Raw genomic sequence first — 15,173 nt, forward strand, 5'->3', positions numbered from 1 at the left:
GGACCTCGTATCTGAGCCTCTGCTGAGGCTTTGAGGCTAACGACCCCCTGGCGGGCAGTATTTCTTCAACCAGGCGAAGACCTCCTCGTGCCAATAGTGGCTGTTACGCGGCTTGAGAACCCAGTGTCCCTCATCAGGGAAGTTGACCATGCGGGACGGCACACCGAGACGTTGCAACGTGGTGAACAATTCATGCCCCTGCCCAATCGGGCAGCGAAAGTCCAGATCATTGTGGATGACCAGCATGGGGACTTTGTACCGGGCGAGATTACCCGCTTTTTTGTGAGGAGAAAACTCGGCATATTTGCCGGGAACCTCCCAGGGCAGGCCGCCGTGTTCGTATTCATCGAACCAGAGTTCATCCGTCGTGCCCCACATGCTCTCGAAATTCCACACGGAACAGTGGGTGATGATGCAGCAGAGGTCCTTGGCGATGTCGTTGACGGCGAACCAATTCATCATATATCCGCCGAAGCTGGCTCCCGCCGCCGCTAGTCGCTGAGAATCGACGTAAGGTAATTTCTTGACGTATTCCAGTCCTGCCACCAGATCGCGGTAGCATTTTCCTCCCCAGTCGCCGCTAATTTCATCCGTGAACTTCTGGCCAAAGCCTGTACTCCCGCGAGGATTGGGTAGGACGACAATATACCCTTGGGCTGCCCAGAGCGAGGGATTCCAACGCCAGCTCCAGCCATCCTCCCAGGCCCCTTGCGGCCCGCCGTGCACCAAATAAGCAACCGGCCATTTTTTCTGAGGATCGAACCCCGGCGGCTTGAGCAACCACATCTGCATGCGCACTCCGCCTTCAACCGGAACTTCCACCTCTTCCGGCCGGGGCAGGTTCAGCCGGGCGAGCTGTTCTGTGTTGGCTTGGCTGATGTTGACGCCCCGGCCATCCGGACGTGTCAAACACACTTCGGCGGGCATGGTCATCGTGGAACGTAAATAGACCCATTGGGCGGGCTGACCCCGCACAGTAAGCTGGCTAACTTTTCCAATCCCCCGCGGGGCAATCCGGTTCCACTCCCCTTGCGCGGAAAGGGAGAAAAAGGCGCTTTCCGCCCGTTCTTCAGCAACGTAGTAAAGGTTTCCTTGGGGAGCGAAAACGATTTCATCCACAGAATGCGGTATTCTTTCGGTGAGGCAGCGGACCGGACCGGTGAGACGGCCATCCGGTTGCACCTCGGCGATGTGAATGTGCCACTGGTCCGCCTCGTAACCAGCTCGCTTCTGAGCACGCCAAGCCAAACGCTTCCCATCGGGACTGAATAACGGTCCGCTATCCGCCGCTGGGTTGTCCCGTGTTATAGTTTCCCACTGGGTGGAACGATTGGTGACACTCACCCGACACAGATCGTAATTGGTGCTCCAGGCTTCGTTCTTTGCGGGTACGGCTGTAAACACGAGGTGTTGACTGTCGGGCGTAAAGGTGAAGTTCTGCACGCTGGCGAAAGTCGAGCTGGTGGGATAAGCATCCCGATCTCCCGGTGTAACATCGCGGCATTCCGAGCCATCAGGTCGGCAGACGAAAATATGCCAGCGTTTGTCCTCTACATAACTATCCCAGTGTCGGAAGAACAGGCGTGTAAAGACACGGGCTTTGACCGGGTTCTTCTCCCGTGCTTCGTCCCGTTCTCGGTTGCGACGATCGCTTTCTGCAAATGGCAGGGTGCTGAACTCAGGATAAACGGCGGACACAAAAGCGATCAACCGGCCATCTGGCGACCAAATCGGATCGCTGGCACCCGTGCTGATGTTCGTGATCCGTTGGGGCGTTCCTCCTGGCATGGCCACTCGCCACACTTGCGAAGACCCCTCGCGATTGGATTCAAAGAGAATGTGGCGGCCATCTGGCGACCAGCGCGGCTGGCTGTCCCGCTTGCCCGGCGGAGGATCGGTCAAGCGCCGGGGCGGTACCGTTTCATCGGTGGAAGCTAGCCATAACGCGGTGGTGATCCGATTTTCCGAGAGATCCACTTCGCCCACCGTGTACACCACCCACCGCCCATCGGGGCTGACTTGGGGGGAGCTAACCCGCCGCAAAGCAAACAGGTCCTCTACAGTCATCGACCGTTTCTGAGCAGGCGCTTGTCCTAGGACATATCCTGGCACTGCGAAGAATAGAGCCGGGATGAGCCATCCAAGTCTAAGGGCAGTCGCCATCGCTTGGGTCTCCCAAAGAGTTGTTCCGGACGGCAATAGTGCGGGTCTTCAAAAGGCCCCTGACTGGGACCTCTTCCAGTCCATCGTAAGAAAAGCCTCTGGGGGAGTCATCCCAGAGGCTTGGGGGGATTTCGAGGTGTGTTACATGCTTGCGTCAGAAAAAGGCAATGGAGAACACCCGTGAGCTGTTTAGGGGCTGGAGCCACCAGGCGGGGTGCGGGGCGAGAAGCCACCGCCGGGGGTCGAACCTTCATCGACCTGTCTCTTCTCGGCGGCTTTCACCCACTTGTTCCACATCTCCGCGATCTTCTTGCGGACCGGGTCATTCTGATCGATCTGACTTTTACGCACTTCCAATTTGCCATCGGCTCGCAGGACGAGCATTTCATTCGCGGCTTCTTCGTTGACATCCTTGTTCCCCACACGTCCCCGGAAGATGCCGCCTTCAAAATCCACCAGAATGGCCGGGGTGGAGAATTCGACCATCCACCCTTTCGGTTGGCTGGCCTCTTTCTGGCCGGGACGGGTGGGAATCACTTTATCTGGAATTTCCCGAAGGACGTAGGCCTGGGCCACACTCGACCAGAGGGGGAGTTTGATGTAATGTTTCCGGCCGATGTATTCACCGCGGCCTGTGGGAATTTCGGCGAGCACCCACGCACCTACGGGTTCGCGTTTCCCTCCGCTGTCCGTGCGCACCTGTTCCATCCACGTGGCCAACTCCACGACAGCTTGGGACTCTTTGACCTGGAGCAATTCCCTCAACTCGCGGACGTTGCGATCCTTGCCGTATTCCTCATCGATCCGCTTACGGTAGTCCGAGACATCGCCGGCAAAAAGGAACGATTCCGGCGGCACCGTGATCGGACGGTCGAGCGTTGTCCAAGGACTTTCCAGGAATTCGACCTTGGCATCCGCGGGGTTTGCTACATCATTGGGACGATTGAAGTTGGGATTGCGCAGACGCAGGCGGATCCGATACTCGTAGGTGAAACCCGGTTGCACGTCGACGTCGATGAATCGCAGGAGTAGATGTTCGATTTCCACCTTTTTCGGCATGCCGGCGTAGAACTGAGACGGATCATATCCCCCCGCACCGGGCAGGCCGGCACCTGGGGGTCCCATTGGTCCTCCGGCTGGCGGGAAGGGGGGCTGAGGCCCAACAGGCGGAGGCGGAAAGCCGGTGCCGCCTGCGGCATCATCCGGTGTTCCCGGACCTGTGAAACCAGAACCGTAAAGCGTAGCTGCACCCGTGGAGCGCCCCGTCTCAGGCTTGTACAAATCCCGGCGCGTTGCCGTGCCTTGCAGCCGCTTGAGGGTTTCCGAAGCTTGAACCGGTTTCTCGTCCGCCTTTTGCAGCTTCTGAATCGTTTCCACGATCGAGGGCAAGCGCACCTCGGGATAGGTGCCAAGCTCTTCCACAATTTGCGGCAAGGGCAAGGCGAGGGCCATGTCATAGCGAACGAAGTAGGCGATATACCCTTCCTCGATATGGTCGGCCAATTTGCGCGGCCAAATAATCTCCATGTAGAGCTTTTCGAAGTCATAGTCGGCCCAGTCCTGGCGCACGATGACTTTGCCATCCTTCGGGTTGATCTGCGTGATACGACGCTGGACCACGAATCCATCGTAAACCGGGCCGTAGCGAGCTGCTTCGCTAATGTCCTTTAGCCGCAGGGCACGTTTGAACTCTTCCCGTTGCAGCTTGAGGGGAACTTCAGCATGCACGATGATGGCCCGCAACGGCATCACCGTCATGGCCGGCACTTTGCCTTTGGATAAGGCGTCATTGAGCGTACCCTCTTCCAGCGGGATGTATTCGAGAACTTTTTCGACCCGCTGAGCGGAAGTGTCATAGCGCCCTCCCATAGAGCCATAGGGGTTGTAACCGCCTATCTCATCGCCTGGACCACCCGGAGGGAGCCCCGGGGGACCGCCACCCGGAGGCAAGCCCGGCGGACCACTTCCAGGAGGAAGCCCCGGGGGACCGCCCATCGGAGGAAAACCGGGAGGGCCAAAGCCGGGAGGACCAAAACCACCGCCGGGTTGTTTAGGCTGCGGAGCGTCTTTCTTCGGTTTCACACGCCCGCGGCTCGCCAGAAGCCGAGCGATGTCCTTAGCTTTGCTCTTGTCGTGGCTGCCGGCCTTTTTTTCCGACATCACTCCGATCAAAGACTTGCCGGTGCTGGGGTCAGTGATGATGTCATAAGAATACATTGCTCCGCGGAACAGATCGACCTGGTACTGCCGGATGGGAACGACGAAGGGACGTTCCTTGCGTGGGTCCGGCTTGGCAACTGTATCAAACAACGGTGTGTGGACAGGAAAATCCCGTACATCCGCTGGTTTGAAAACCATTCCCTTTTCGACCCAATCCGGAACCTGGACCGCTTCCAGGTCCTGTGGGGTCGGCTGGGCATTCGGATCATTGATGCGACTACGCAGGCTGGTGGCCTTCTGCGTGAGGTCCTTGGCGATCTTTTGCGGGTCTTCGGTCTGGGCCAGAGTCATGACCCCCAAGATCAGCAAGACCAGCAGGGCGAAACCGCCGATACCCAGGGCCAGATATTCGCCTTTGTTCAGGAGCAATTGCTTAGGGTCCATCTTGGGTTTGCTTGAACTTTTCGCCATGGCCAGGTCCCTTCGGAGCTATGAATTCGTGTTTGTCTTTAATCAGTTTTTCCCTCAAAAGACTCCAGAGTGGAATCCTCGCTCACTTTGTGATGTCACGGCACGGGAGCCTGCTTTGGAGCAGGAGTAGTGTTGGCTGGCGGAGAGCCAGTAGCGGGTTTGGCCTCGACATTCCCGTTGCTACTCGGTGAGGTTCCAGAAACTGGGGTATTAGGATTATCCAGACTCTTCCCCGGAGCCGAGGACGAGGGTGGTAGCGTTTTGTTGTCCTCCTTCGTGGAGGTTGGAGGAGTGGGGGTGTTATTGGTCGGGGTGCTGCCGGACGGGGGTGTGCCACTATTGGGAGAGGAGGGGTCTCCCGCCGGCGGAGTCGAAGTCCCGGCGGATGGTGTGGAGGCGTTGCTGGCCGGTGTTGTGGGAGTCGACGGAGTCGGGGGTGGTGTGCCAGCCGGCGGAGTGGTGGTTTCTGCGGGGGGCGTGTATTTTTCGTAAAGGGAAACGATGCCGTAGATGCTCAGTTCGATCAGGCCGGAGGTGAGTTGAGCTTCCGAGAGTACGCCGCCGCTGCCGGGGAATGCGGGGCCATAGGGGTTGTAACCACCTGTTCCCGGAACGCCCAAACCCGGCGGGCCGCTAAAGCCGCTACTGCCGATACCCGGTGGAACACCGATTCCTGGAGGAACGCCCGGAGGCGTGCCGACGCCGCTGGTACCATCCGGCGATCCTGTAAAGCCGCCACTGCCGGGATAGCCGATGCCCGGGGCCAAACCGAAACCTTCGCCTAGCTCTCCCGGTCCGCTGAAGAGAATCTCATCGCCACTACGGAAACCGCCTCCTCCGGGACCGTAGTCGAGCTTGCCGCGGAACCGATTCCACGTCACTTGGGTCACCTGGAAGCGTAACGGGGAGTTGGCGAGGGACAGGAGCACATCTTGCATATAGTCCTGATCCACCACGATGACCAAGGCTACGGGCATACGGCGAACTTGGTCTGTGACATCTACATACCGGCGGCGGTTAGCATCCACCACCGATTCCAACGTTCCCGCTCCCATGAGAGTGCCTTGCCGGGCAGTTCCGGTGCCTCCCATACCCGGCATGCCCGCATATTCCCCGTCCGGGCTGCCGACGCCGGTGCTGGTTGTTCCAGGAGGCGGGCCACTCAAGCTTGAACCAACCGCGCCTGTTCCACCGCCGGGAGGTGCACCAGGAGTCGAGCCACTGCTCGTGGCCTCTTCATCTTTTTCAAAGGCCGGGAATTTCGGCTTGACCAACTTGGTTTTCATGGCCCAACGGCTGTCGGTGTAACCGAGCGCCAAGGCATCAATGCGGCGGATCGGCACCGTGGTGGTATCGAAGACTTGCTCCACCTTGACGATCCGGGTGACGTTGGTTCCTGGAGGGATGACGTTGGGGTATTTGCTGAGATTGGCATCATTGGCATCGGGTTTGATTACGATCCGGTCGGCGGGAATGGCCACGTCCTTACCTTGAGAATCCTTGGCGAAGCGGGTGGCCCCCCGTCCGGGGACATACTCGCCGCCAATCTTGAACTCCACCGGCTGGATGCCGTCTACCGACCCATTAGGACCGGCGTCCAGCCAAACTTTTAGCGTCATGGACCGGTTGATTCCCAGAATCTGGACCCGATCGGTTAGATTACGTAATTCCCCTTCCAAATACCTCTGGTTTCCCCGTTGTTTGACTTCGAGAGTCACCTCCCAAATGCGGCTTTGGAAGCGGCGGCGCAAGGGATTCTGCGGCCCTTGGGGATTTTGGGGATCGTCAATGACTTGACCGTTATCTTCATAGCGGACCGGCGTGAAGGAAGCGATTTGATCATTGACCCTCTTGAGGTCAAGTAACAGGGCGCGCTGGACCCAGTAATCTTCCATCAGCAGCCAAATCTGTTCCGAGGTGAGTTGTCGCTCCGGGAAGGCGGCAACGTGGCGCAGAACGTTCTGCCAACCGCCGAGGAATTGCGTGGGAGCGACCGTGTCGGCGATTCCAGTGCCGCTGCGTCCTTGCTTCGGATCGGCGTTGGAGTACATCGCTAAATACAGGCTGGGCAACTTGAAGGCCGCATACTGATCGGCATTATTGGGGATCGGATCGCCGAATTTGAGGTCCTCCAAACGAACGGGTTCGAGGACCTCTGTCTCGACCTCTTTATCTTCCTGTTTGACCAGCTTTTTGACTTTACGAGCGAAGTTGTCGAAGTTCCGGCTCTTCGGCCAGACGTAAATATGCTTTTGGCTTTCCCAATTGGCTTTCCACAGGTCGCCCCGCTTCGAGGCCACTCGATCGATGAGTTTATCCATCTCCTGGATCAATTTGACCGGCTTGGGATTGGATTTGCTGGCGATTTCCTTTTGGGCCTTTTCAATGGCAGCCTTGCGTTCACTGATGGCCCCGCCGACGCCGGAAGTGATCATGATGACAGCGATCAGCACCAGCAACGGAACCAAACCCACCAGAATCCAGAAATGGTGCTTCTTCAGAGCGTCGTTGTTCTTCATGACAGTGAACCTGTAACAGTTTGGTTAGGCTATGGTTTTGTTCCAATCGCTTGTTCAGGAATCAGGTGGCTTCGCGCTCCTGCCAAGTAGACGGTTCTGTCGGTTGCCGGAAGACTCCCCGTTGAAAGTCCGACGAGACTCACTCCAGATCAAGGAGTATCCACAGGAACCGGTGGGACCGGTTCACGCCAGATGAACATGACAACAAACTCATGGCGTATGCGTCCACTACCGCTGCTAGTGGAAGGTGGTTGTCCCACCCTTGATCCACCGGGCAGGATGGGTCCGCCGGGAGCAACGCCGCCGCCTGTACCGACGGGTGGGGACGGTAGGCCGATTCCGCCGGCTGTCCCTGTGGGAGGAGGCGGCAAGCTAATACCACCGGAGCCAGCAGCACCCGGAGCACCTGCGTCGTCTGGACTTCCTGTTCCGGGGGGAATCATGCCTCCAGAACCACTGTAACCAGGCATACCGGGAGTCATGGCCGCTCGGCCTCCTTTGAGCGGCCGCCACTGCGGAGCCAATTCATCCGCAGGACTGGCAGCTCCCCCCGCTCCAGCCATCATGCTTCCGTAAGCCCCCATTGTATCACCGGGAGCACCGCCAGGTGGAGTGCCCATGGCCATGCCAGGAGGACCGGAAGTCCCATCCGTTCCCCCGCGGCGACCACCTCCGAGAATGGCTTCCAGATACGATTGCTGGATGTGGACCGGCAAGTGGGAGGTGGCATTGTTGACCGTCCAGACCTTGTACACAAAAACGTGAGACACTTTCCCTTTCACGGGGTCCTTGCCGCCGACGATATAACGGCTGATTTTGGTCTCATCTTGGGCAAATTTGTCAATCTGCTGGAGATTGCGGACCAGCCCCAACTTGATGAATTGTGGGCCAGCCTCGTGTTCGGTGTATCCCCGAATCTCGACCACCCAACCGCCCCCTTCTAGCGGTTTGGGCTTGTTGCGATTCTGCGTCTCATCCCGGACTCGTTCGTCTTCCTTCATTGTATCCGCAATGTTTTCGCGGTATTCCTTGAAGACGAGCGTATCGACCTGATCGAGGAACTTACCGAGGTCTTTGACCCAGCGTGTGTGGAAGGCTTCGACATTCACCACGGCTAGATATTTCGGATTCTCAGAGTTGGCATCATCCAGCATCTGGTCGATCCGCACGCCATCGCGCATGCGGCTGAGCCACCACTGGTAGGCGCGCAGGCCAATGTCCCCTTCCATTTTCCAGAACTTTTGCTGTTCCGGGTCTTGGAGGTTGCCGGGGTCTTGTCCATGTGGGGGGCGAGGCAGAGCTGCGGTTTGAACCTCCAGGAAACGCGGCCAGTTCAAGCGTTCTTCCTGTCCGGCGATGATCAGCTTCACATCGGACTGGGTTTCCTTGGCTTTAGTGATACGGCTGTTGTACTCGCTTTCCTGACGGCTGTAGTCTTTGGAAGCGGCTTCGACTTCTTTAATGCTCTTGTCGATGGCCGGGTCGCTGAGGGCTTTGTACGGTGCGGCATAGCTGAAGGCCAAGCCGAAGACGCCGAGCAGGAGCATGGCGGCAGCGGCAGCCGCATATGGCTTTTTGGCACGAATGAGGCGGTCGGTGCGGATTTCCGTGGGTAGCAGATTGGTCGTCAGGCGAGCCAAGCCCAATCCTTGCAAGGCCAAGCCGTAGGCGACGGGGAAGGTCAGCACGTTATCAGTGAAGAGCGGATCTTTCGTCACTTGTTCCCCGGCCAAGCGATGGAACTCAGTCGGCTTGCGCACATCCAGGGAGAGCTTTTCGCTGAGATATTTCTGCAACCCAGGCAGCTTGAAGGCGCTGCCAAGGCCCACCATGTAACTGATGTGACAGTCGCGATGTGTATTGCTGAAATATCCTAACGAGCGCTGGACTTCGCCGACGAAATCGCTGAGCACCGGCTTGATCGCTTTGAGGATGTTAGCCATCTCTGGGCTTTTCGCGGCGTTGCGTTTGAGGTGCTCGGCTTTGGCGAACGTGAGTTTCAACTCTTTGGTCAGGGCACGTGTAAAGTTGTTCCCTCCGAGGGGGATCGGGCGCTGCCAGATAACTTTGTCCCCATCCGTAATGATCAGATTGGAGGCTTCGGTGCCAATGTCGAGGACAACGACACAGCGTTTTTTACCCCGCGGAGTGTCTTCCGGGGATGTTTCCTCGCCACCGCTGGTATCCTCGGCAGGTCCCCCTTTCTTGAAAATTTCGTAGATGGCGAAGTTGACCAAAGCCAATGGGGTCATTTGGATCAGGTGGACTTCCATGCGCGTGGATTGAAAATAGCCGAGGTAGCGGGAGATCACATCCCGTTTCATGGCGAACAAGCCGATTTCCGTATCGGTGGCGAATCCCTCTACCGCTTCACCGCCTGCGATCTTCTGATAGTCCCAAATGACCTCATCGAGGGGAAAAGGAATCTGCTGCCGGGCTTCAAATTTGACAATGTCCCCGATCTTTTTCTCTTCGACCGGCGGGAGCTTGACGAAGCGGACCAAGCCGGATTGACCCGAAATGCTAATGGCAACCTCATCGTATTTGACTTTTTCCGCATTGCGGGAGAGGAATTTTTCCAAGGCTTCGCGGATGAGAGTGTCTGGGTCGGCGTCAGGCTGGGATAGGATTTTGGCATGCTCGATGTAGTCGAAGTCTGTGGCGGTGGGCCGGCCATCGATCAGCTCCAACCGTAGGGCCTTGAGGGCACATTGGCCAATGTCTACTCCCCAAACGCCTATGTTTTTCGCCATTGTGGTGCTACTCCGCCGGGTTGAAAAATCATTGCGAGTTCACACACACCGGCATCCCTTCCTGCCGGAATTGTATCACCTTACCAGCAGTTGCATCTAGCGGTCAATGACCATAACGGATGAACTACTGGGATGTTGGCGCTTTTGGCGATGCTGCGAATGCCTCCGCGGGTGTCGAAGCGCGATTATACCCTCTGTTCTGCCGATGTGCAGGACTTTTCCGTATTCTTCTAATTTTCTCTGCTGGCGGTACCTTGTCCACCCGCTCTTTCCCTTGCGATTGTTCCGTTTGTCGTGCCGGAAGCAAAGGGTCGAAGGATAAATACGTTATTTGACGGTGGGAGACCACTCCGCTTTGCGGTCAGCGTCTCAAACCAACTGTCCGATCAGGAAATCTACATCCTATGGCCGAGACGCAAGCGCTGTTTGCCAAAGATTTGGGGGATGCCGGGAGGGAGGGGCTAGGGCAAAGCGTCGGATGGCTCCAAGCAGTGGTCTGGCATTTTTGGGGTCGATTCACGGATATCCGCGGGGAGTAAACCCTGCTTGTGGGAGAGTGCAGCCGTACAGACAGAGTAAAAGTTGAGCAATGTCAGATTTGAATGTACGTAGCGGCCCCTGAGTGCGGTGGAAGTTGGCTGCCGTAGACTTTGGATGTGATGAACTCAATATCACAATGGATGAACGGGCTGGAGGAGAAAGGCTGGGCGGTAGTATCCGTGCAGCGAAGCAGGCGAGTTCTTTGGAACGTCAGGGCGCCATCCCAATGGATAAGACGCAATCCAAGGCATGAGCTGGGAGCGATCTTCAGGAGGAGGATAAAGGGCGAATGCAATGGTGGGAAGCGGCGATTCTGGGGTTAGTGCAAGGAGTGACGGAATTTCTGCCGATCAGCAGCACGGCCCATCTCTTGGTGGTGCGTCATCTTTTGGGTCACGCCCATCCGGAGGATGCCTTCACAGTGGTCATCCAGATCGGCTCGATGGTAGCTGTCGTGGGGTATTTTCGCCGGGATTTGGCTCGTTTGATAGCGGGAAGTTGGGAGGTTTTGCGTCAGGGTGGCCGCCGGTTATCGCCAGATGGCCGTTGGGCGTTACTGGTGGGGATTGGAACGATACCTGCGGGAGTGGCAGGCTTTTTCGGCTATGGCTGGCTCAAGTCGCATGCATTTGCGTTGCCCGTGGTCGCCGTGGTGTCGGTGGTTTTTGCCGTTTTGATGGGGGTGGCGGAGTGGTGGTCAGCCTATCGGAAACGATCCGGCCGCGCTGCACGAACGGAGCAGGAGTTGAACTGGTGGGATGCCCTTTGGATTGGTTGCTGGCAGGCTTGTGCTCTGATGCCAGGAGGCTCCCGTTCTGGCACGACGATTACGGGAGGACTGCTTCTCGGCCTGCATCGCACGGCGGCCACGCGCTTCTCCTTTGTTTTGGCCCTGCCGATTGTCCTCATGGCAGGATTCAAAGAGATATGGGAGGAATGTCAGCGCTGGCAGTGGCCCTCAACAGATTCGCCGCCGGGTCAGTTGGCCACTGTAGAGTCATGGGCTGCTTGGCTGATTGGTTTTCTCGTGTCCACTATTGTTTCTTACGGGGCGATTTGGTTCTTGCTCCGCTTTGTGCGGCGGAATAGCCTGTGGGTCTTCGTAGTGTATCGCCTTGGCTTTGGGGCCTTGTTGTTGGTGGTGTGGGCTTTGGGATGGCTTGTCCCGTGAGGGAGCTTCCCTAGGGTGACCCCACTCACGGTTGAAGTAACTGGATAATTAGCCTTTCGATCTCAGCATCAGACAACAGACCGAACTTGATTGCGGTAACTTTACTTTCGGAGATAGTAACCCATACCGGACTGGCCGTTTCCGTGGCGCGAATTATGACTTCACGCTTGTTGTCGTGTTCTGTAAAAAGGAGTTTGACTTGATTCGGTAGTTGTCCACCGGAAAGCCCGGAAATCCAAGCCAGGTTCTCTTCGGGGTAATTGAAAGGTATAAGGCCCAGTTGTATAAGACCCCGGAAGCGCTTCACGATCTCAATGGCACGATGTCCCGCTCGAATATCTTTCACATTCCAGACTGACATACTCACGACAAGCCAGTTTCCTTGTTTCAGCTCATTCTCAAGACTTTTTGGAGCAATTTGTGGAGGAACGATATAATTAGCTCATTTTCGAGCATAACTCGCGACCGTCCCTTCTCGTCGGCAACAAAGGTGAATCCCATGTTGAGTTACTTCCTCGCTGGGACAATGATGTTAGTGTAGACGACTTCGTCAACATCCGATCGGACTTTGATTATAGTCTGAAAAACTCTTCCTCCAACTGCCTCAGCTATTTGTTGGTGAGCAGCAAGGATTTCGGGGGTTGCAGGGCCGACGAGTCGAATATCGCCCCCAGGTTTGATGACCCGTGCGATCTCCGAAATAGTAGCTCGCCGGTTCGAAGCATTCTCGAGAGTGATGATGTCTACTGACTTGTCTGCGAAGGGCAACCGTTCACCTCTGGCCTGAGATTCGGGATTGGACGGCCTGGTGCTCCGGTAGTTGAAGTTGTAGTGCTGGATTGATATTGATCGCGCTGGGGTAACGCCCCTCACCACTGATACCGATATGCACCGGCCCCCGACCTGGTGGAGCAGTCGCCGGGCGGGATCGCAGGAGAATGGTGTTGCTACCGAGACCAAATAGGCCGAGAATGGCGTTCGGGCTATTGGTCCAAGTCGGGCCGTGCAGCAGCATGCCTTCCGACCACTTCAGCCGCAGGGGTCCGCCGCCAGGCCGCGTGACCTCTGACAGGTCGAACGCCCCACCCCCCGCCTGCCCAGTATTCTGACACAAGTCTAATAACGCACGGCTTTACCGGCCTTAGCAGGCAAACTTGATGGTACAAACACTGTCCCACCTTTACATAATCCTAGAGCTGACCAGCGGAAACGAGGTGCGGCAGGGCATGGAGAAAGAAGCGATGAAGCAGTTTGCCGAAGGTTGCCACATCAGCCGACGTTGGATTCTGGAGAATTCTCGATACAAGGTGGATGTCCTCTATGGCGTCGGTCATATGAAATATAAATTTCTCGAGCATCTCTTCGTATTGGGGGGGCCTCAGCCTCCCACTTATCAGCAAAAGCCCTGACCAACTTCTCTCTTAGATCTTCCGTCATCTTTATTCCTCCCCTAGAAGCGACCTGAGTCGAACACGCATTTCCGCAATTTTTACTTGCCACTCTGTAGTTGTCTTTTTACCAAGGTTGGGATTAGAGGCGAGCATTTACATCTGGTCGAGTAATCCATTAACTTCTTTATACCAATGTGGAATTGCTATCGGAATTTCTTATCTGTCTTCAGAATATGCCCGTATAGGTGCCACAACGCTACACTTTCAAGGCCAGTTAGTCGTTTTCAAAACTTATGGGCAGCTAAATGCCATAGCAATTATTCCGTCTTCATATTTCGCCTTTGTCTTAGCTAGTCTTGCTTCATCTTCTGGAAGAAAATCTTGCTGTGTTTTCAATTTGTAACTAACTCCCTGACGCTTGTCTCCAGTTGGTGTATTTGCCGCCGAGGCTCAGCAAACCACCGCCGACATGCAGTCCATTTGCCCAGTTCAGGCCGCCCCCTTACCAACAAGCTTGCGATGCCGTCCGTTCCCACAAAGTGGCAGACGGCGTGTTTGATTGGGGCTTTAGGAACTCGCAGGCTTGCTCGTCGTCAGAATCTTCGGGCCAAGTTGTCGCACCCACGGTGGCTCACTTGGAATGCCGTCTCTAATGACTCGCCACATGCATCGTGCACACATAATGGATAAAGTACACCTGCCTCTCGATGTGTATTGGATGCTCAAACTACCAGTACAGGTGGGACACATCAGAATGTTGAACGGTCTCCGCCGTGGCGTTTTGAATTAGGTCATCAAGATGATCTTTGCTTTCGTTATTCATGATTACTTTCTCTCAATAAATCTCTAATAGTCTTGTAGTTTCAAGAACCATCCTGCAACCCTCTCGACGTAGGTTTCTTCCACGTCAATGTCGGCTATCTTGTTCCAAGCCCTGGCACTTCCGCGTTGTGCTCTTCGCCAGAGGCGATGATGAGTCTCTTCGTGGATGATAGTATCTAGCAGTTCCCTCCGGCTTACAAGCGAAGGACGACCTATGCTCGTGTTACCCTGACCCTGGCACACTTGGCTGTTCAAGCGTTGCCTGCCCGTACGCTTTGAGACGACCCGAATAGCGTGGCGGATACGATAACTTGACGTTTGCAAGTGCTGAATCGGTTTTGACTACATGGTCAATCCATGCTTGGGGATGCTTATACCGACCACCACCACTAAGGGTCGGGCCACTCTTGAGCTTCACACTCCTACTCGTTGGACGGCTCCAAGCGCGTCGGAGGTCCCATCTATGGCTCGGACCGCATCAAGGGCGTCATCGCTGTATCGAGCTACCTTGCCGAACAGCTTACCCTTGGGATCAAGCCGGTAATGGCAAGGGCGCGATCAAGCCCGTCCAACCTCTCCATAGCGATCGGGTCGAACCTGATGCCAGCCTCCACGCCACCCTTGACCTGGCCCGCGACCGGTATGAAGTCCACCACCATACTCGCGGCCCGTCGGGTATCTTGTCCGACCGCCTTCAGGTGGGCGATGACTGCGTCGGCGGCACGCGGGTCTTCGATGCGAGTCCACCTCATGGCGGCGATCTGGTACTCCAGCGGCAGGTCCTCCACGCGCCCGTTCCCCCATGATGTGGGGGTTATGGCAGAAGATGCAGCGGGGAATCGGACGCGGGACGAAATACGGAGGGCCTTCTTCAAGCCCGCTCGGATCGAGGGAGTTGAGGGGGTCGTTGCCGACGGTGCGGTAGAGGTTCACATCCCCCGCGGCGTAGGAGAGGGGATCAAGGCGCGTCCAGCGTAATAGGGTGAGGTAATAGTCGTAGGACAAGAAATATGCGAGGACATTCTCTTTATTCTTCTGAGGTTAAATATGTGGGCGGAGGTTGGATTCTGGCAAGTGCATAGGGATGCGGTGTTATCAGTTTATAGAGTCATCATGCTACACTGTAGCCGCCCTAAATCCAAGTAAAAACGCTGAATCCTTCTTACCTAATTGAGGAAAGGGA

10 protein-coding genes are annotated in these 15,173 nt (G+C 56.4%); 3 read left to right on the plus strand and 7 right to left on the minus strand.

Annotation, left to right across the window (positions count from 1 at the left end; genetic code table 11):
* Positions 1-36: 36 nt before the first annotated feature.
* From H0921_RS04335 to pilM, 4 genes are all read right to left on the minus strand, one after another.
* Entirely contained in the window at positions 37-2,067 is a 2,031-nt protein-coding gene (locus H0921_RS04335) for a dipeptidyl-peptidase 5 (protein ID WP_228498992.1), read from the minus strand.
* Between the two features lie 285 nt (positions 2,068-2,352).
* Positions 2,353-4,794 carry a hypothetical protein gene (locus H0921_RS04340; protein ID WP_194536818.1) on the minus strand — a complete coding sequence of 814 codons (2,442 nt, stop codon included), beginning with the start codon at positions 4,792-4,794 and terminating at the stop codon, positions 2,353-2,355.
* Between the two features lie 95 nt (positions 4,795-4,889).
* Positions 4,890-7,313 carry a hypothetical protein gene (locus tag H0921_RS04345; protein WP_194536819.1) on the minus strand — a complete coding sequence of 808 codons (2,424 nt, stop codon included), beginning with the start codon at positions 7,311-7,313 and terminating at the stop codon, positions 4,890-4,892.
* A gap of 149 nt (positions 7,314-7,462) precedes the next feature.
* Entirely contained in the window at positions 7,463-10,066 is a 2,604-nt protein-coding gene (gene pilM, locus H0921_RS04350) for a type IV pilus assembly protein PilM (protein WP_194536820.1), read from the minus strand.
* A 404-nt stretch (positions 10,067-10,470) separates the two neighbouring features.
* Here pilM and H0921_RS18115 point away from each other — a divergent pair, with 404 nt between their 5' ends.
* Together H0921_RS18115 and uppP are read left to right on the plus strand one after the other, a co-directional pair.
* A complete protein-coding gene (locus H0921_RS18115; RefSeq protein ID WP_261345443.1) occupies positions 10,471-10,605 on the plus strand; it encodes a hypothetical protein in 135 nt (44 codons plus the stop codon).
* A gap of 290 nt (positions 10,606-10,895) precedes the next feature.
* Entirely contained in the window at positions 10,896-11,777 is an 882-nt protein-coding gene (gene uppP / locus H0921_RS04355) for an undecaprenyl-diphosphatase UppP (protein WP_228498994.1), read from the plus strand.
* A gap of 25 nt (positions 11,778-11,802) precedes the next feature.
* On the opposite strand, the gene H0921_RS04360 is transcribed toward uppP, so the two are convergent.
* Both H0921_RS04360 and H0921_RS18470 read right to left on the minus strand, forming a co-directional pair.
* The gene (locus H0921_RS04360; RefSeq protein WP_194536821.1) at positions 11,803-12,144 is read right to left on the minus strand and encodes a hypothetical protein; all 342 of its coding nucleotides are present in this window, start codon (positions 12,142-12,144) and stop codon (positions 11,803-11,805) included.
* Between the two features lie 140 nt (positions 12,145-12,284).
* Positions 12,285-12,653 carry a class I SAM-dependent methyltransferase gene (locus H0921_RS18470; protein ID WP_390622535.1) on the minus strand — a complete coding sequence of 123 codons (369 nt, stop codon included), beginning with the start codon at positions 12,651-12,653 and terminating at the stop codon, positions 12,285-12,287.
* 281 nt (positions 12,654-12,934) lie between these two features.
* Between H0921_RS18470 and H0921_RS04370 the strand changes: the two genes are divergently transcribed.
* On the plus strand, positions 12,935-13,186 hold the full coding sequence (locus H0921_RS04370) for a hypothetical protein (RefSeq protein ID WP_194536823.1): 252 nt from the start codon (positions 12,935-12,937) through the stop codon (positions 13,184-13,186).
* A 1,307-nt stretch (positions 13,187-14,493) separates the two neighbouring features.
* On the opposite strand, the gene H0921_RS18475 is transcribed toward H0921_RS04370, so the two are convergent.
* Positions 14,494-14,742, minus strand: coding sequence for a pre-toxin TG domain-containing protein (locus tag H0921_RS18475; RefSeq protein WP_390622542.1), 249 nt, complete (start codon positions 14,740-14,742; stop codon positions 14,494-14,496).
* Between the last annotated feature and the right edge of the window lie 431 nt (positions 14,743-15,173).

The organism is Thermogemmata fonticola (genome assembly GCF_013694095.1).
In the GTDB taxonomy this organism is placed as follows: Bacteria; Planctomycetota; Planctomycetia; order Gemmatales; family Gemmataceae; genus Thermogemmata; species Thermogemmata fonticola.

Excerpts from the sequence above, each read along its gene's own strand:
- H0921_RS04335 (WP_228498992.1), bottom strand. The coding sequence starts at position 2,067 with ATGACTGTAGAGGACCTGTTTGCTTTGCGGCGGGTTAGCTCCCCCCAA.
- H0921_RS04340 (WP_194536818.1), bottom strand. The coding sequence starts at position 4,794 with ATGGCGAAAAGTTCAAGCAAACCCAAGATGGACCCTAAGCAATTGCTC.
- H0921_RS04345 (WP_194536819.1), bottom strand. The coding sequence starts at position 7,313 with ATGAAGAACAACGACGCTCTGAAGAAGCACCATTTCTGGATTCTGGTG.
- pilM (WP_194536820.1), bottom strand. The coding sequence starts at position 10,066 with ATGGCGAAAAACATAGGCGTTTGGGGAGTAGACATTGGCCAATGTGCC.
- H0921_RS18115 (WP_261345443.1), top strand. The coding sequence starts at position 10,471 with ATGGCCGAGACGCAAGCGCTGTTTGCCAAAGATTTGGGGGATGCCGGG.
- uppP (WP_228498994.1), top strand. The coding sequence starts at position 10,896 with ATGCAATGGTGGGAAGCGGCGATTCTGGGGTTAGTGCAAGGAGTGACG.
- H0921_RS04370 (WP_194536823.1), top strand. The coding sequence starts at position 12,935 with ATGGTACAAACACTGTCCCACCTTTACATAATCCTAGAGCTGACCAGC.
- H0921_RS18475 (WP_390622542.1), bottom strand. The coding sequence starts at position 14,742 with ATGAGGTGGACTCGCATCGAAGACCCGCGTGCCGCCGACGCAGTCATC.